Below are 17077 nucleotides of genomic sequence, written 5' to 3'. Positions count from 1 at the left end.
CAGGAGATTGTACTAGAACAAAGGGGCGCGCATGTATCCACCCACCGCCCGGACCACTCCCACCCGCTCGCGCGACCGGATGAGCTACGACCGGGAGGCGGCGCACGCCGTGCTCGACGAGGCGTACCACTGCGCGCTCGGCTTCACCGTCGACGGCGAGCCCCGGGTGCTGCCCACCCTGCACGTCCGCATCGGTGACACCCTCTACCTGCACGGGTCCACCGGCAGCCGGCCCCTGCTCGCCGCCCGGGGCGACGGGCTGCCCGTCTGCGTCACGGTGACCCTGCTCGATGCTCTGGTCTACGCCCGCTCGCAGTTCCACCACAGCGCCAACTACCGCTCGGTGGTCGCGCTCGGCACCTCCCGGCTGGTCACCGACGAGCAGGAGAAGAGCGCCATGCTCACCGCGCTGGTCGACAAGGTGGGCGCGGGACGCAGCACGGACAGCCGCCCGCCGAACCGTCGCGAGCTGGCCGAGACCGCGGTGCTGGCGCTGCCGCTGCGGGAGGTGTCCGTCCGGTCCCGCACCGGCGGGGTCCGCGAGGACGAGGCCGACCTGCACCTGCCGCACTGGGCCGGCGTACTGCCGTTGCGGCTGACCGCCGGCCTGCCGCAACCCGCCGCCGGGGTCACCGCGCCCCTGCCGGCGTACCTGCGGACGGCCCGCACGCCCTGGCACGACCCGGTGTCACTGCGCGGCGAACACGTCCTGCTGGAGCCGCTGGACCTGGCGCACGCCGACGACCTGCACAGCGCCACCGCCGACGACGACGTCTGGCGGCACCTCACCGTCACCCGGCCCACCGAGCCGGCCGGGACCGCCGAGGTGGTCGCCGCGGCGCTGGCCGCCCAGCAGCGCGGCGAGCGGGCGCCCTGGGTGCAGCGCTGCGCGAGGACCGGGGCGGTGGTCGGCACCACGTCCTACTACGAGATCAACCCGGAACGACGGTCGGTGGCGATCGGGTACACCTTCCTCGGCCGGCCGTGGTGGCGTACCGGGATCAACACCGAGGCCAAGCTGCTGCTGCTCGGCCGGGCCTTCGACGACCTGGGCGCGGTGCGGGTCGTCTGGCACACCGACATCCGCAACGTCCGCTCGCAGGCGGCCATCGAACGACTCGGCGCCACCCGGGAGGGGGTGCTGCAGATGCACTGCCAGCGTCCGGACGGCTCGTGGCGGGACACCGTGCAGTACGCGATGACCGTCGACGAGTGGCCTAACGCACAGGCCAGGCTGCGGGAAAGACTTCTGCGGACGGCGTCGGTGGCGTGATGATGGCGGGCGTGCTGGGGATCACCGACATCTGGACGTACGTGCTGGGCACCGTGGCCATCATCCTGCTACCCGGACCGAACTCGCTCTTCGTGCTGTCCACCGCCGCCAAACGGGGTGTGGGCGTCGGCTACCGGGCCGCCAGCGGGGTGTGGGTCGGCGACGCGGTGCTGATGGTCCTCTCCGCCGCCGGGGTGGCGTCGCTGCTCAAGGCGTACCCGCCGGTCTTTCTTGTGGTCAAGTACGCCGGTGCCGCGTACCTCGGCTATGTCGGGTTGACCATGCTGCGCGGCGCCTGGCGGCGCTGGCGCGACCGCAACGACCCGGACACGCCGCGGCTCATCGACGCCGCGGAACCGGCGCAGATGCGCAGCCCGTTCCGCAAGGCGCTGGTGATCAGCCTGCTGAACCCGAAGGCGATCCTGTTCTTCATCTCGTTCTTCATCCAGTTCGTCGATCCCGACTACGCCTGGCCGGCGCTGTCGTTCCTGCTGCTCGGCCTGATCGCCCAGGTCACCAGCGCGCTCTACCTGACCGCGCTGATCTTCGCGGGCACGTTCCTGGCCGCCCAGTTCCGCCAACGGCGTCGCCTCGCCGTGGGCGGCACCACCGCCGTGGCAGCCCTCTTCCTCGCCTTCAGCCTCAAGCTCGCCACCGCCAGCGCCGGCTGACCCCCCTCAGGTCCCGTCGCCGCCGCCGGAGCCGCCTCCCACGCCTCCGCTTCCGGCCGTGCCGCCCAGCCCGTAACCGGGTTTGATCGGCTGGTCGGGGTGGCGGCTGACATGGGCGGACCGGCTGATGGTGGCGGACCAGTCGGCGTGCGCGGCAGCCGCGGCGTGCCGGTTGATCGCCTGACGTAGCCAGCCGTCCACGGTGGCGACCCAGTCCCGCTGCCCGGCGTCCGCGTGCCAGACCCGGAACCGGCTGATGCTCTGGTGGGTGATCCCGGCCAGCGACAGCCGACGGTCCAGCCACATGATCACCTCCAGGCCCGCCGAGTTCGTCACGAAGATCAGCTCAAGCTCGGTGATCGGGCCGGCGTAGAGCGGGCCCACCCAGTAGCCCCACCGCTGGTGCAGCGGCAGGGTGTGCTCCACCCCCGGCAGCCCGCCCTCCTGCAACCCGGATTGGCGGATCATGAAGCCGAGCGTGGCCAGCGCCGCCAGCACATGCTGCTGGGTGGGGATCGGGTGCACGAGGACCGGCACCATGGCCCCCTGGTCCAGATCCGGGTCGACGGACACCTCGGTCCGCAGACCCATCCGCAGGCTCAGCAACGGCACCCCGCCGAACGTGGTCACCGGGATCTCCCACGGCAACGGCAACGCGAAGTCGACCGCCCGCCGGCGACCCGCCGGCACCACGAACCGCCCGGCGATCGGCAGCGAGAAGAACTGCACGAGGCGCCGGGGCGCGGCCGGGTCGTCCGGCTCGACAGTGGTGACCAGGCCGAGCCGGATGTGGCGTACGAGCACGTCGTCCGGCCCGGCGGCGAGGGTCACCCGCCCCGGCAGACGCAGGCCCGGACGGGTGCTCGGGTTCGGCAGCGTGGTCCGCACGGACAGCCCGGTCCAGCCGGAGTCCCGAGACACCCCCGTCAACCGCACCGCGCGCCCCCTCGCGGGACGAGGCCCCCCTGGCCCCGGACCGACCGCGCCTACCCGGTCGCGGTCACCTCACGCCCGCCGCCTCGACCGGATGCTGACGCGCCGACCCGCCGCACCGCAGCAGCGCGGTCGGGTCGGCGTGCGCCTCACCGCAACCGCCGGCCCCGCGGCACCGTGTCGGTCTCGTCGTCGAACTCGCCGATGACCTCCTCCAGCAGGTCCTCCAGAGCGACGAAGCCGATCGGGCGGGCCGGACCACCGCCGTTGCGCACCAGCGCGAGCTGGGACTGCCGGGCGCGCATCGCGGCCACCGCCTCGGTGACCGAGGACGTCGCCGGGAGGGTGAAAGCCGGCGTCATCAGCTCCCCGGCGGTGGCGGCCCGGCCGGTGGTGACCACCCGTACCGCCTCCCGGACGTGCACCAGGCCACAGACGTCGCCGCTGGAGTCCAGGACCGCCAGCCGCGACCGGCCGCTGTCCCGGCTGACCTGCTCGATCCGCTCGGCCGGGTCGTCGCGCCGGACGGTGACCATGGTGGCGAACGGCTCCATCACCTGCGCCACCGACGTGCCCTGCAACTCCAGCATGCTGGTGAGCAGCTGGTGCTGCTCAGCGCCGAGCAACCCGTGCTCGCGGGACTGCTCCAGCAGCATCCGCAGCTCGTCCGGGCCGTGCACCTGGGCGAGCTGATCCTGCTGGTTGACCCCGACCAGGCGCAGGATCGCGTTGGCCAGCGCGTTCAACGCCGACAGCACCGGCCGGGACACCCGGGCGAAGGCCCGGAACGGCAGCGCGAGCAGCGTCGCCGAACGCTCGGCGTCGGTGATCGCCCACGACTTCGGCGCCATCTCCCCCACCACCAGGTGCAGGAAGGTCACCAGAGCGAGGGCGAAGACCAGGGCGACCACGTGACTGGCCGCGTCGGGCAGCCCCACCGCGTGCAGCAGCGGGCTGATCAGGTGCTCGATCGCCGGTTCGGCCAGCGCGCCGAGCCCCAGGGTGCACAGCGTGATGCCCAGCTGCGCCCCGGCCAGCATCAGCGACAGCTCGCGGACACCGTCCAGCGCGGCCCGGGCCGCCCGGCCGCCGCTGGCCGCCGCCTGCTCCAGCCGGTACCGCTTGCTGGCCACCAGGGCGAACTCGGCGGCCACGAAGAACCCGTTCAACGCCAGCAGGACCCCCGAGCTGAACAACGCGATGCCGGGGCTCACGCGGTCACCCCCGGCGTGCTCAGTTGCAGCCGTACCGAGTCGGCGACGTGCCGGTCCACGGCGAGCACCTCGACCAGGGCCCGAGGCTCCGCCTCACCGTCTTCGACCTCGGCACCCTCGGGCAGCAGGCTGATCTCCAGCCGGTCGCCGACCTCCGGCACCCGGCCCAGCTCGCGCATGACCAGCCCGGACAGCGTGTCGTACTCCGGGGCTTCGGGCAGCGCGATGCCGGTGCTGTCGGCGACCTCGTCGATCCGCCAGCGGGCCGGCACCACCCACGAGCCGTCCTCCTGCCGGGCGGGAGCGCGCTCCGGCGGGTCGTCCTCATCCCGGATCGGGCCGACCAGCTCCTCCGCGATGTCCTCCAGCGTGATCACACCGGCGAAGCCGCCGTACTCGTCCACCACGCAGGCCATCTGCCGGTGCCCGGACCGCAGGCGGTCCAGCACCGTGGGCAGGGGCAGGGTCTCCGGCACGAGCAGCGGCGGCCCCGCCACCGCGCTCACCGGGGTGGTGGCCCGCTCCCCCGGCGGTACGCCGAGCACCTCGGCGATCCCGACGATGCCGATCAGGTCGTCGACGCCCTCGGCACCCCGCACCGGGAAGCGGGAGTGGCCGGTGTCCAGCAGCTCGACCACCCGGCTCACCGGCTCCTGCGCCCGGACGGTGTGCACGTCGACGCGCGGCACCATCGCCTCGCCGGCGGTCAGCTCGCGGAAGTCGAGCCCGCGGTCGAGCAGCGTGGACATCTCGGCGTCCAGGCTGCCCTCCTCGCGGGACTCGGCGATGATCTGTTCCAGGTCGGCGGGGGTGGCGCCGCTGGGCAGCTCCTCGATCGGCTCGATGCCGACCCGGCGCAGCAGGCGTATCGACGCGCGGTCGAAGAGCCGGATCACCGGCCCGGCCATCGCCAGGTAGAGGAGGGTGGACCGGCTCAGCGCCCGGGCGAGTGACTCGGCTCGGGCGATGGCGAGGTTCTTCGGGGCCAGCTCGCCGAGGACCATCTGCACCACGGTGGCGATGACCAGGGCCAGCGCCACCGACAGCGGCAGGCTGACCGACTCGCGGAGACCGGCGACGCCGAACAGGTCGGCGAGGCCGCCGCCGAGGTACGGCTCGGCGACGTAGCCGACCAGCAGGGCGGTGACGGTGATGCCTAGTTGCGCGCCGGAGAGCACGAAGGAGAGCCGGCTGGTGACGGTGAGGGCCCGGGCGGCGGCCTGGTCGCCGTCGTCGGCGAGCTGGCGCAGCTTGCCCCGGTCCACGGCGACATAGCTGAACTCCTGCGCCACGAAGTAACCGGTGGCGGCAGTGAGCACGATGATCAAGAGAAGGCCGACGACGATCAGCACGGGTCGCTCAGGGCTCCCGGGGCCGTCGGGACGGGAATATGCCGGGCACGACCCGGCTGGCTACTGCTGCCCTCCTGGGCAGAAGAGTCGATCATGCCGCTATTTTATCGGCCTTGCCTGGGACTCCGCTGAGGGTGGGCCGAAGGCGTCGATCGTCCGGTTCACTCCGGCCGGGCGCGGCCGTCGCCGGGTCCGCCGCCCGCCGGGCGCTCGGCCAACTCGTCGGCGTCGAGCAGGCCGCGGTCGAACCGGCCGGACCGGTACGCGGCCCGGCCGATCATCTGTGCCGCGACCGGCGCGGTGGCCAACTGGAAGACCGCCACCAGCAGGATCGTGCCGACGTCGGCCGCGGACCGCAGCCGTAGCGTGATGCCGAGCAGCAGCAGGAGCACTCCCAGCACCTGGGGTTTGGTGGCCGCGTGCATCCGGGACAGGGCGTCCGGGAAGCGCAGCACACCGATCGCGGCGGACAGGGCGAGCAGCGCGCCGGTCACCAGGCAGGCGGCGCCGAGCCAGTCGGCAGCCGTCGCGAGCACACCGGCCGCCGAGTGTCCGCCGGTCGCCACCATCACGCCTGCTCCCGCACGGCGAAGCGGACCAGGGACACCGAGCCGACGAAACCGAGCAGGGAGAGCACCACCAGCACGGGCAGCGTGGTGGCGTGCCGGTTGACGGCCGCCTCCGCGCCCACCGCGCCGACCATGGTGGCGAGGAGCATGTCCGCCGCGATCACCCGGTCCAGCAGCGAGGGGCCCCGGTAGAGCCGGATCAGCGCGAGCAGCGCGGTCACCGACAGCAGGGTGGTGAGGACGACGGCCAGGAACGTGATCATTGGGAGTTTCCCTTCTCGACGGGATGGGGACCGACGCGGCGCAGTTCGGCGGCGCTGCCCACCGCCCGGACGATCCGTCGCTCGACGTCGAGGGTGCGTTCCCGGGAGAGGGCCAGGTCCGCCGGCCCGTGGGTGTCCAGCACGTGCAGGTAGAGCGTCGCCGACTCCCGGTCCACCTCGAGGATCAGCGTGCCCGGCACCAGCGAGACCGCCTCGGCGGTGAGCGCCAGGTTCAGGTCGGTGGGAACCCGCAGCGCCACGGCGATGATCGCCCCGCGCGGGCGGTAGCCGGGTTGCACGGCGATCCGGGCGATGTGCAGGCTCGCGCTGACGAGTTCGACGGCGAACCGGCCCGCGAACGCCACCAGGGCACCCGGCCGCAGCCGGCCGCCGAAGCTGACCGCCGGCAGCGGGAAGAACACCAGGACCGCGCCGCCCACCAGCAGGCCACCGATGATGTTGGCGAGGTTGATCGAACCCCAGAGCAGGTTCCAGACGAGCACCAGCCAGCCGAGCGCCAACGCCTGGTCCCGCCAACGCCCGAACCGGCTCCGCACCGGCGGGGTCGCGCCCGTCGGGGTCGTCGCACGCGGGCCGGTCACGGCACGACACCGGGCAGGACGGCCCGCACGTACGGCGTACGCAGGAGCAGGTCGGTGGCCGCGTCGGCGGTGACGTCGAAGAGCGGGCCGGCCAGCACGGTGAGCGTCAACCCGAACGCGACCAGGGCGGCGGTCGCGCCGACCATCACGGTGGGCAGCCGGACGGTGGGCTCGCTGGAGACGGTCCGGGGCGCCCGCCAGAACGCGATGTTCCACACCCGGGAGGCCACGTACAGGGTGAGCAGGCTGGTCAGCGTGCCGGCCGCCACCAGCGTCAAGGGCAGCGCCCCGCCGGCCGCCACACCGGCCTGGAGCAGGCCGAGCTTGCCGAGGAACCCGGAGAACGGCGGCACCCCGGCGAGATTCATCGCCGGGACGAAGAAGAGGACGCCGAGCAGGGGCGCCATTCGGGCCAGGCCGCCGAGACGACGCAGATCGGTGCTGCCGGCCCGCTCCTCGACCAGGCCGGCCACCAGGAACAGCGTGGTCTGGATGGTGATGTGGTGCACCACGTAGAAGATCGCGCCGGCGAGACCGGCGGCGGTGCTCAACGCGACCCCGAAGATCATGTAGCCGATGTGGCTGACCAGGGTGAACGAGAAGAGCCGCTTCATGTCCGACTGCGCCACCGCGCCGAGGATGCCGACCAGCATGGTCAGCCCGGCGACGACCATGAGTAGACCGTCGACCTGACCACCCGGAAACAGCAACGTCTCGGTACGGATGATCGCGTACACGCCGACCTTGGTGAGCAGCCCCGCGAACACGGCGGTGACCGGGGCCGGGGCCGTGGGATAGCTGTCCGGCAGCCAGGCCGACAGCGGGAAGACCGCCGCCTTGATCGCGAACGCGAGCAGCAGCATCAGTTGCAGGGTCAACCGGACGTTGTCCGGCAGGTCGTCGAGGCGCTGGGCGAGCTGCGCCAGGTTGAGCGTGCCGGTGGCCGCGTACACCAGCCCCACCGCGGCCAGGAAGATCATCGAGGAGAGGATGCTGACCACCACGTACGTCGACCCGGTGCGGATCCGCGTCTCGGTGCCGCCCAGCGTGATCAGCACGAAGCTGGCCGCCAGCAGGATCTCGAAGCCGACGAACAGGTTGAACAGGTCGCCCGCCAGGAACGCGTTGGTGACACCCGCGGTGAGCACCAGGTACGTCGGGTGAAAGATGACCACCGGCGCGCTCTCGCTGGTCTCGCTGCGGCCCTGGCCGATCGAGTACAGCAGCACGCAGAGGGTCACCGCCGAGGACACCACAAGCATCAGCGCGGCCAACTGGTCGGCCACCAGCACGATGCCGACCGGTGGCGGCCACCCGCCGATCGCGAGCACCACCGGCCCGTGCCGGTACGCCTGCACCAGCAGCACCACCGCGACGGTGAACGTGACGGTCAGGCAGAGCACGCTGACCGCCCGCTGCACCCGGGGCCGGGTGGCCAGCAGCAGGGTCAGCGCCGCGCCGAGCAGTGGCACCACCACCGGCAGCGGCAGGAGCCTGCTCACCACGTCCCCCGCGCCCCGCTCACCGCGCCCCGTCCCCTCTGCCACGCCGGAGCCGTCGGCGGGCCGGCTCGGGATCGACCTGCTCCGGGTCGGCGTCCGGGCCCTCGCCGCCGTGGTCGACGGCCCCCACCTCGTTGCGCCCGGCACGGCGGATGATCTGCCGGTCCTCCAGGTCGTCGGGCACCTCGTCGTCGCCGGTGAGATACCAGCTCCGGTACGCGACGGCGAGCAGGAACGCGGTGAACCCGAATGTGATCACGATGGCGGTCAGCACCATCGCCTGCGGCAGCGGGTCACTCATCTGGTCCACCGGCCCGGTGCCCACGACCGGCGCGCCACCGGACCGGCCGCCCAGCAGGATCAGCAGGTTGACCCCGTTGCCGAGCAGGATCACGCCGAGCAGGATCCGGGTGAGGCTGCGCTCCAGCAGCAGGATCACCCCGCAGCCGACCAGCACCGCGACGGCGAGCACCAACACCATCGTGGGTCCGGGGCCACTCGCCGTCACGTCCGGCCGCCCTTGTCGACGGCCAGACCGCCGCTCGCCGTGCCGGTGGCCTCGATGTGCCGGTCCACCTCGGCGCCGAGGCTGCGCAGGATGTCCAGCATCAGCCCGATCACGATCAGGTACACGCCGATGTCGAAGAACAGCGAGGTGACGAGGTGGGCGTCGCCGATCAGCGGCAGGGACAGGTCGAGCTTGGCGCTCTCCAGCACCGACCCACCGGCCGCCAGCGCCACCGCGCCGGAGCCCACCGCCACGGCCAACCCCGCGCCGAGGATCAGGCCGGCGCCCACCGGGGCGGCCTCGGTCAGCTCGTACCGGCCGCCGGCCAGGTAGCGGACCGCCAGCGCGAGCCCCGCCACCAGTCCGCCCGAGAACCCGCCGCCCGGCGCGTTGTGCCCGGAGAAGAGCAGGAACAGCGAGAACAGCACCACCGTGTGGAAGATCAGCCGGGTGACCACCTCCAGCACGAGCGAACGCTGCTCCTCGTAGAGGGTCGGGCCGCCCCGCAACCAGACCGGCCGGTCGGACCGGGCCGCTCGATCGGCCGACTCCGGCCGGCGCGGTCGCGGCCCGGTACGGGACCGCTCGAAGATCAGGCTGGCCACCCCGGTGGCGGCCACCACCAGCACCGCCACCTCCCCCATGGTGTCCCAGGCCCGGATGTCGACCAGGGTCACGTTGACCACGTTGCGGCCGTACGCCTCGCCCACCGCCAGGTCCGGGAAGACTGCGGAGATGTCCGGTGCGCGACGGGCCCCGGCCGCGACGAGGGCGAGCCCGCCCGCCGCCACGCCCATCGCCACGCCGATCACCCGGCGGGTCCATCGGCTGCGGCGCAGCGGACGGGCCGAGAAACGCTCCGGCAGGCGGCGCAGCACCAGCACGAACACGGCGATGGTCGCGGTCTCCACCAGGAACTGCGTGAGCGCGAGATCCGGTGCGCCGTGCAGGATGAACAGCATGGCGGTGCCGTAGCCGGTCATCCCCACCAGCAGCATCGCGGTCAACCGCCGGCGGGCGCCGACCGCGAGCAGCGCGGCCACCGCGATCACCACCACGACCACCGGTTGCAGCGGGTTGTCCCAGAGCGGGAGCCCGGCCCGCCACGGCCCGGCGGCGAGCATCGCCCCACCGGGCAGCAGCACGAGGGTGATCAGGATGATGCCCAGGTACTGCGGCAGGGAGCCCCGCTGGGTCGCGCCGGTGACCTCGATGGCGAGGCGGTCGAACCGGCCGACGGTCCACTCGTACCCCTGATTGCCGCTGACCGGCGCGCGGAGCCGGGCCAACACCGGGGCGAGCGGTCCGCGTAGCGCGAAGAGCAGGCCGCCGCCGGCGAGCGCCAGCACGGACAGACCGAGCGCCGCGGTCGGCCCGGGCCAGAGCGTCAGGTGCCCGTCGACCGCGCCGAGCAGTTCGGCGTACGGGCTGAGCAGGCCGTCCAGCACGCCGGCGGCGGGGCCGGCGAGCAGCCCGACGACGGCGAGCACGGCCGGGGGGACCAGCATCGACGCCGCGATCGGCACCGGCTCGACCGGTTCGACGCCCGGCCGGTCGGCGAACGCGCCCCAGAGGAAGCGGGCGCTGTACGCCACGGTGAGCACCGTCCCGGCGACCAGCCCGGTGAGGAGCACCGGGTCGTCGGTGAACGCCGCGAAGACCGCCTCCTTGGCGACGAACCCGACCAGCGGCGGCACGCCTGCCATCGACGCCGCCGCCAGCACCGCGACCGCGAACAACGGCCGCGACCAGCGCCGCAGCCCGGACAACTCGCGCAGGTCGCGGGTGCCGGCGCCGTGGTCGATGACGCCGACGACCAGGAACAGCGCCGCCTTGAACAGGGCGTGCGCCAGCAGCATCGCCGTGGCGGCCAGCGCGGCGTCCGGGGTGCCCGCGCCCGTCACCGCGACCAGCAGGCCCAACTGGCTGACCGTCCCGTACGCCAACAACAGCTTCAGGTCGGTCTGCCGCAGCGCCGCCCAGCCGCCGATGAGCATGGTGGCCACACCGGCGATGAGCACCACGGGCCGCCACGGGCCGACCGTGGCGAGCACCGGCGTGAGCAGCCCGACCAGGTAGACGCCCGCCTTGACCATGGCGGCGGCGTGCAGGTACGCGCTGACCGGGGTGGGCGCCGCCATCGCGACCGGCAGCCAGGAGCTGAACGGCAGCACCGCCGACTTGGACAGGGCCCCGGCCAGGATCAGCAGCACCGCCGTGATCAGGTAGCCGCCGCCGGGCAGCGGGTGGGTGGCGATCTCCGACCAGCGGTAGCTGCCGGCGTGCTGGCCGAGCAGGATGAACCCGACCAGCATGGCCAGCCCGCCCGCCGTGGTGACGGTCAACGCCTGCGCCGCCGCCCACCGGCTGGACCGGCGTTCGGTGCTGTGCCCGATCAGCAGGTACGAGAAGATCGTCGTCAGCTCCCAGCCGACGTAGAGCAGCAGCAGGTCGTCGGCGAAGACCAGGACGAGCATCGCGCCGGCGAAGGCGACCAGGACGGCGGCGAACTGCGCCATCCCGGGCGCGCCCGCGTCGAAGTACCGGGCGCTGTAGACCAGCACCAGCGCGCCGACGCCGCCGATCAACAGGGTCAGGAGCCAGGACAGCGTGGTGAGGCGCAGCGCGATGTCCAGGTCCAACTGCCCGATCCACGGGTACGTCTCGACCACCGCGCCGCCGTGACCGACTGCCGGGGTGCGGGCCAGCGCCCAGCCGAACGCGGCGGCCGGCGCGAGCGCCAGCGGATAACACGCGCGCGGACCCCACCACCGGACGAGCAGCGGCGCGGCGAGGGCCGCCACGAGGTGGAGGATGAGCAGTACCAGCACCCGCACTCCCGATCGAGGTGGCCGACGCCCGTGCAGCGGTGGCGCCTAGCAGCGATCGAACGCCAGTTCTCCGCCCTTCGGGCGGTTTTGCCGGAATAAGCCCGCTATGAGCCCTGGTGTGCGGTCGGCGGTCAGCGCAGCAGGGCGTCGCCGATGGTCAGCTCGTCGTCGAGGTCCGAGCTCTCCAGGTGCAGCTCGCTCAGCAGATCGACGCGGCCGAGCTGGCGGGCGACCTTCGCGACGACCCGCTCCGCGACAGCGAGGGACCGCATCGAGAGCAGCCGGCCGCGGCTCTCCCGGCGGAGCACGAAATAGTGCACGGCGACGCGGACCTGCCCCCGGTCGGCGGCGCTGGCCTGGGCGGTGGAGACGACCATCTCGCGCAGGCAACGGGCGAGGCGTTCGGCGAGTTCCAGCTCGGGCCCGTGCAGGCCGCCGCGGAGCGTGGCGAGGTGACTGTCGACCTTGCGGATCAGCACATCGGTGGCGGGTTCGACGTGTCGCGGCTCGCCGGCCATCCGATCCCCTCCACCCGGTTCGCGTTGCGGGTGAAGTTACTTTATGTTGCTCCTTACAAGCAAGCAGTTAAGTGAGACTTAACGTATTAATGGCGCATCCATCGCTTTTTCCATCCAGCTCGGCACGTTCCCCCGTGGGCCGCTCGTCGTTGTCGTACCGGCGGGGCAGGATGGATCGGTGAGCGGGGGAGATGCGGACAAGGGCGGGGTGCTCGACGGCTTCGGCCCGGCCACCCGCGCCTGGTTCGACGCCGCCTTCGCCGCGCCCACCGCCGCCCAGACCGGTGCCTGGCGATCCGTCGCCGCCGGCCGCAACGCCCTCGTCGTGGCGCCCACCGGCTCCGGCAAGACGCTCGCCGCCTTCCTCTGGTCGCTGGACCGGCTGGCCCGCGAGCCCGCACCGGCCGAGGCACGGCAGCGGTGCCGGGTGCTCTACGTCAGCCCGCTCAAGGCTCTCGCCGTCGACGTGGAGCGCAACCTGCGCGCCCCGCTGGCCGGCATCCGGCAGGCGGCGGCCCGGCTCGGCGTGACGCCGCCGGACATCACCGTCGGCATGCGCACCGGCGACACACCTGCCGACGAGCGACGGGCCTTCGCCCGCACCCCACCGGACATCCTCATCACCACGCCCGAGTCCCTGTTCCTGCTGCTCACCTCCGCCGCTCGGGACTCGCTGCGCGGCGTCCAGACGGTGATCGTCGACGAGGTGCACGCGGTGGCCGGCAGCAAGCGCGGCGCCCACCTCGCCCTCTCGCTGGAACGCCTGGACGAGCTGCTGCCCACGCCGGCACAACGGATCGGCCTCTCCGCCACCGTCCGGCCGGTCGACGCCTGCGCCCGGTTCCTCGGCGGCGCCCGGCCGGTTGACGTCGTGCAGCCGGCCACGGCGAAGACCATCGAGGTCAGCGTGCAGGTCCCCGTGGAGGACATGACCCGCCTCGACGAGCAGGAGCAGCCGCCGGAGGATTCCCTCGGCGGTCCCGGGCCACGCCGTGCCTCGATCTGGCCGGCCGTCGAGGAGCGGGTCTTCACGCTCATCGGTCAGCACCGCTCCACCATCGTCTTCACCAACTCCCGCCGCAGTGCCGAGCGCCTGTGCGCACGGCTCAACGAGCTGGCCGCCGAGGAGGTCGCCTCCGCCGCGATCGCCTCCGCGTCGGCCGTGGGCGCGATCGACGTACCGGATGGGTTGTCGGTGGGCGACGAGCCGGCCGCCGACGGCGGCCCGGCGCCCGGCGCGCAGCGGTGGGGTGGCCCGGCCGAGGTGATGGCCCAGTCCGGCGCGGCCACCGGCGCCGCGCCGGTGATCGCCCGCGCGCACCACGGCAGCGTCTCGCGCGAGGAGCGCAAGCACATCGAGGAGGCGCTCAAGTCCGGCCAGCTCCCGGCGGTGGTGGCCACCTCCAGCCTGGAGCTGGGCATCGACATGGGCGCGGTCGACCTGGTGGTGCAGATCGAGGCCCCACCGAGCGTCGCCGCCGGCCTGCAACGCGTCGGTCGGGCCGGGCACCAGGTGGGCGCGGTCTCCCGCGGGGTGGTCTTTCCCAAGCACCGTGGCGACCTGCTGTCCTGCGCGGTCGTCGCCGAGCGGATGACCGACGGCGCGATCGAGGAGCTGCACTACCCGCGCAACCCGCTGGACGTGCTGGCCCAGCAGATCGTCGCGATGGTTTCTCTGGAGCCGTGGCGGGTCGGCGACCTGGCCGTGCTGGTCCGCCGGGCCGCGCCCTTCAACGAGCTGCCCGACTCCGCGCTGCACGCCGTGCTGGACATGCTCTCCGGCCGCTACCCGTCCACCGCGTTCGCCGAGCTGCGCCCCCGGCTGGTCTGGGACCGGGCCAGCGACCTGCTCACCGGCCGCCCCGGCGCGCAGCGCCTCGCGGTGACCAGCGGCGGCACCATCCCCGACCGGGGTCTGTTCGGGGTCTTCCTGGCCGGCGCCGAGCGGGCCGCCCGGGTCGGCGAGCTGGACGAGGAGATGGTCTACGAGTCGCGGGTCGGCGACGTCTTCCTGCTCGGCTCCTCGTCGTGGCGCATCGAGGAGATCACACCCGACCGGGTGCTGGTCTCCCCCGCGCCCGGTCAGGCCGCCAGGATGCCGTTCTGGAAGGGCGACCAGCTGGGCCGCCCGGTCGAGCTGGGTCGGGCCATCGGCGCCCGGGTACGCACCCTCCTGCGGTTGAGCGACGAGGCGGCGCTGGCCGCGCTGCGCGACGGCGGGCTGGACGACTGGGCCGCCGCCAACCTGATGGCCTACCTGCGCGACCAGCGGGAGGCCACCCGCTCGCTGCCCGACGACCGCACCATCGTGGTCGAGCGGTTCCGCGACGAGCTGGGCGACTGGCGGCTGGCCGTGCACAGCGTTCTCGGCGCGCGGGTCAACGGGCCGTGGGCCCTCGCCGTGGGCCGCCGGCTGGCCGAGCGGTACGGGGTGGACGCCCAGGTGATGCCCTCCGACGACGGGATCGTGGTGCGCCTGCCCGACACCGCCGACGAGCCACCCGGCGCCGACGTGGTGGTCTTCGAACCCGACGAGATCGCCCAGCTCGTGGAGGAGTCGGTCGGCACGTCCGCGCTCTTCGCCGCCCGTTTCCGGGAGTGCGCCGCCCGCTCGCTGCTGCTGCCCCGCCGCGACCCGCGCCGCCGCCAGCCGCTCTGGCAGCAGCGGCAACGCGCCGCGCAACTACTCGACGTCGCCCGCGAGTACGCCGACTTCCCGGTCACCCTGGAGGCCGCCCGGGAGTGCCTCCAGGACGTCTTCGACCAGCCGGCGCTGGCCGGGCTCATGCGCGACCTGGCGGCCCGCAAGGTCCGCCTGGTCGAGGTGGAGACCAGCGCGCCGTCCCCGTTCGCCCGGTCGCTGCTCTTCGGCTACGTCGGGGCGTTCCTCTACGAGGGCGACGCCCCGCTCGCCGAGCGCCGGGCCGCCGCCCTCGCGCTGGATTCCACCCTCCTCGGCGAGCTGCTCGGCCGGGTCGACCTGCGCGAACTGCTGGATCCGGCGGTGCTCGCCGAGACCGATCGGCAACTGCGCTGGCTGACCGACCAGCGCCGCCCGCGCGACGCGGAGGACGTGGTCGAGCTGCTGCGGGTGCTCGGCGACCTGAGCGACGCCGAGGTGACCGAGCGGGGCGTACCGGAGGGCTGGCTGACCGAGTTGGAGGCCACCCGCCGGGTGCTGCGGGTCCGCATCGCTGGCGAGCAGCGCTGGGTGGGCATCGAGGACGCCGCCCGGCTGCGCGACGCCCTCGGCGTGGCGCTGCCGGTCGGGGTGGCCGAGGCGTACCTCGCCCCGGTGGCTGACCCGCTGGGTGACCTGGTGGCCCGCTACGCCCGCACCCACGGGCCGTTCTCCGCAGCGAGCTGCGCGGCGCGCTTCGGGCTCGGGGTGTTCGTCGTCGAGCAGGCGCTGCGCCGCCTCGCCGCCACCGGCCGCGTCGTCTCCGGGGAGTTCACACCGGACACGGCCGGCGCCCAGTGGTGCGACGCCGAGGTGCTGCGGATGCTGCGCCGCCGTTCGCTCGCGGCGCTACGGCGGGAGATCGAGCCGGTGCCGCCCCGGGCGCTGGCCACGTTCCTGCCGCGCTGGCAGCAGGTCGGCTCGTCCGCCCGGGGCGTGGAGGCGCTCGCCGCCACGGTGGAGCAGTTGCAGGGCGCGGCGGTGCCGGCGTCCGCGCTGGAGCGGCTGGTGCTGCCCGGCCGGGTCGCCGACTACTCCCCCGCCCACCTCGACGAGCTGTGCGCCAGCGGTGAGGTGCTCTGGGCCGGGTCCGGGGCGATCTCCGGGGGCGACGGCTGGGTCACCCTGGCGTACGCGGACGCCGCGCCGCTGCTGCTCCCGCCGCCCGACGAGGCGCTGACCCGTACCCCGCTGCACGACGCGGTGCTCGACGCGCTCGGCGACGGGCAGGCGTTGTTCTTCCGCGCGCTGGCCGACCGGGTCGGCTCCACCGACGACACCGCGCTGACCGGGGTGATCTGGGACCTGGTCTGGGCGGGCCACCTCACCAACGACACCCTCGCCCCGCTGCGGGCGGTGCTCGGCGCCGGTGGTGCGCACCGGTCCCGGCCCTCGGCGCCGCGCACCCGCTACCGGCGGCCCGGCCGGGTGGCCCTGCCCACCCGGAGCGGCCCGCCGACCGTCGCCGGCCGCTGGTCGCGTCTTCCGGAGCGGGACCTCGACCCGACCAGGCGGGCCGCTGCCCTCGCCGACGTCCTGTTGGAACGGCACGGCGTGGTCACCCGGGGCGCGGTGATGGCCGAACAGGTGGTCGGGGGCTTCTCCGCCGTCTACCCGGTGCTGTCGGCGCTGGAGGAGCGCGGCGCGGCCCGCCGGGGCTACTTCGTCGAGGGCCTCGGCGCGGCGCAGTTCGCGGTGCCCGGCGCGGTGGACCGGCTCCGCGCGCTTGCCGACCCGGCCGAGGGCACGCGCGGCCGGAGTGGGCCGACCACAGTCCTCGCGGCCACCGACCCCGCCAACCCGTACGGCGCGGCGCTGCCCTGGCCGGAACGCATCGTCGACTCCGGCGACGGGGCCGCCCCCGCGACCGGGCACCGGGCCGGCCGCAAGGCCGGTGCCCTGGTGGTGCAGGTCGCCGGTGACCTGGTGTTGTATGTGGAACGCGGCGGCCGGACCCTGCTCTCCTTCAGCGACGACACCGACATGCTCGCCGCGGCCGGCAAGGCGCTCGCCGACGCCGTCCACTCCGGAGCGTTGGGCGCGATGTCGGTGGAGCGGGCCGACGGCGAGGCGGTGCACTCCTCGCCGCTGCGGGACGCGCTGACCGCCGCCGGCTTCCGGGCCACCCCGCGCGGCCTGCGCCTGCGCGGCTGATCCGACC

Annotated in this window: 13 protein-coding genes; 3 read left to right on the top strand and 10 right to left on the bottom strand. The window is 73.7% G+C overall.

Annotated elements, in window-relative coordinates:
• Positions 1-31 precede the first annotated feature (31 nt).
• Together ACFYPH_RS20750 and leuE are read left to right on the top strand one after the other, a co-directional pair.
• A complete protein-coding gene (locus ACFYPH_RS20750) occupies positions 32-1273 on the top strand; it encodes a bifunctional pyridoxamine 5'-phosphate oxidase family protein/GNAT family N-acetyltransferase (RefSeq protein ID WP_387183892.1) in 1242 nt (413 codons plus the stop codon).
• Positions 1273-1944 carry a leucine efflux protein LeuE gene (leuE, locus tag ACFYPH_RS20745; RefSeq protein WP_355133513.1) on the top strand — a complete coding sequence of 224 codons (672 nt, stop codon included), beginning with the start codon at positions 1273-1275 and terminating at the stop codon, positions 1942-1944. The genes ACFYPH_RS20750 and leuE overlap by 1 nt, the downstream gene beginning before the upstream one ends.
• Positions 1945-1950: 6 nt before the next feature.
• On the opposite strand, the gene ACFYPH_RS20740 is transcribed toward leuE, so the two are convergent.
• The 10 genes from ACFYPH_RS20740 to ACFYPH_RS20695 all read right to left on the bottom strand — a co-directional run bounded on the left by ACFYPH_RS20740 (position 1951) and on the right by ACFYPH_RS20695 (position 12236).
• Entirely contained in the window at positions 1951-2880 is a 930-nt protein-coding gene (locus ACFYPH_RS20740) for a sporulation protein (protein ID WP_355133511.1), read from the bottom strand.
• 146 nt (positions 2881-3026) lie between these two features.
• The gene (locus tag ACFYPH_RS20735) at positions 3027-4091 is read right to left on the bottom strand and encodes a hemolysin family protein (RefSeq protein WP_354859928.1); all 1065 of its coding nucleotides are present in this window, start codon (positions 4089-4091) and stop codon (positions 3027-3029) included.
• Complete coding sequence (locus ACFYPH_RS20730; RefSeq protein WP_387183889.1) at positions 4088-5443, bottom strand: hemolysin family protein; 1356 nt, start codon at positions 5441-5443, stop codon at positions 4088-4090. The genes ACFYPH_RS20735 and ACFYPH_RS20730 overlap by 4 nt, the downstream gene beginning before the upstream one ends.
• A gap of 161 nt (positions 5444-5604) precedes the next feature.
• A complete protein-coding gene (gene mnhG, locus ACFYPH_RS20725) occupies positions 5605-6012 on the bottom strand; it encodes a monovalent cation/H(+) antiporter subunit G (protein WP_354859970.1) in 408 nt (135 codons plus the stop codon).
• Positions 6012-6275: a monovalent cation/H+ antiporter complex subunit F gene (locus tag ACFYPH_RS20720; RefSeq protein ID WP_354859923.1), complete on the bottom strand. Its 264-nt coding sequence runs from the start codon at positions 6273-6275 to the stop codon at positions 6012-6014. The genes mnhG and ACFYPH_RS20720 overlap by 1 nt, the downstream gene beginning before the upstream one ends.
• A complete protein-coding gene (locus tag ACFYPH_RS20715; RefSeq protein WP_354859921.1) occupies positions 6272-6877 on the bottom strand; it encodes a Na+/H+ antiporter subunit E in 606 nt (201 codons plus the stop codon). The genes ACFYPH_RS20720 and ACFYPH_RS20715 overlap by 4 nt, the downstream gene beginning before the upstream one ends.
• Positions 6874-8379 carry a Na+/H+ antiporter subunit D gene (locus ACFYPH_RS20710; protein WP_354859919.1) on the bottom strand — a complete coding sequence of 502 codons (1506 nt, stop codon included), beginning with the start codon at positions 8377-8379 and terminating at the stop codon, positions 6874-6876. Before ACFYPH_RS20710 ends, ACFYPH_RS20715 begins: the two co-directional genes overlap by 4 nt.
• 19 nt (positions 8380-8398) lie before the next feature.
• Positions 8399-8860 (bottom strand): Na(+)/H(+) antiporter subunit C, encoded by a 462-nt coding sequence (locus tag ACFYPH_RS20705; RefSeq protein ID WP_354859968.1) that lies wholly within the window; start codon positions 8858-8860, stop codon positions 8399-8401.
• 23 nt (positions 8861-8883) lie between these two features.
• On the bottom strand, positions 8884-11718 hold the full coding sequence (locus ACFYPH_RS20700) for a Na+/H+ antiporter subunit A (RefSeq protein WP_363937068.1): 2835 nt from the start codon (positions 11716-11718) through the stop codon (positions 8884-8886).
• A gap of 131 nt (positions 11719-11849) precedes the next feature.
• Entirely contained in the window at positions 11850-12236 is a 387-nt protein-coding gene (locus ACFYPH_RS20695; RefSeq protein ID WP_354859914.1) for a hypothetical protein, read from the bottom strand.
• A 178-nt stretch (positions 12237-12414) separates the two neighbouring features.
• On the opposite strand from ACFYPH_RS20695, the gene ACFYPH_RS20690 reads away from it, so the two are divergent.
• Positions 12415-17070: an ATP-dependent helicase gene (locus ACFYPH_RS20690; protein ID WP_387183884.1), complete on the top strand. Its 4656-nt coding sequence runs from the start codon at positions 12415-12417 to the stop codon at positions 17068-17070.
• The last annotated feature ends 7 nt before the right edge of the window (positions 17071-17077 follow it).

Source organism: Micromonospora sp. NPDC005252, assembly GCF_042872475.1.
Lineage (GTDB): Bacteria > Actinomycetota > Actinomycetes > Mycobacteriales > Micromonosporaceae > Micromonospora.
The sequence above is the reverse complement of the archived record's forward strand: the minus strand, read 5'-3'. Positions and strand labels throughout refer to the sequence as shown.